This is a genomic window from Priestia sp. SIMBA_032, assembly GCF_046535215.1.
Classification (GTDB): Bacteria; Bacillota; Bacilli; order Bacillales; family Bacillaceae_H; genus Priestia; species Priestia aryabhattai.
This window is the reverse complement of the sequence record NZ_JAWRXD010001050.1, coordinates 1-256: the sequence shown is the minus strand read 5'-3', so window position 1 is coordinate 256 and position 256 is coordinate 1. Positions and strand designations below refer to the sequence as shown.

Here is a 256-nt window from a genome sequence, read left to right as displayed (position 1 = left end):
AATGCAAACATGCTTTAACAACAAATCAAGGGGTAAAAATAGCTGAAGATGAATTTTCTTTAAAGATGGGCTTAAGAGGCCCAACCTTAATGGAGGATTTCCACTTTCGCGAGAAAATGACCCATTTTGATCACGAACGAATTCCCGAAAGGATTGTTCATGCACGCGGGGTTGGCGCTCATGGTTATTTTCAGCTTTATGAATCTTTAGAAACATATACGAAAGCAGATTTTCTTACTAATCCTTCAAAGAAAAC

1 protein-coding gene is annotated in these 256 nt (G+C 37.9%); it reads left to right on the top strand.

Annotated elements, in window-relative coordinates; translation table 11 throughout:
* On the top strand, positions 1 to 256 hold a 256-nt coding region (locus SB717_RS37555; RefSeq protein WP_410908226.1), incomplete at both ends, for a catalase.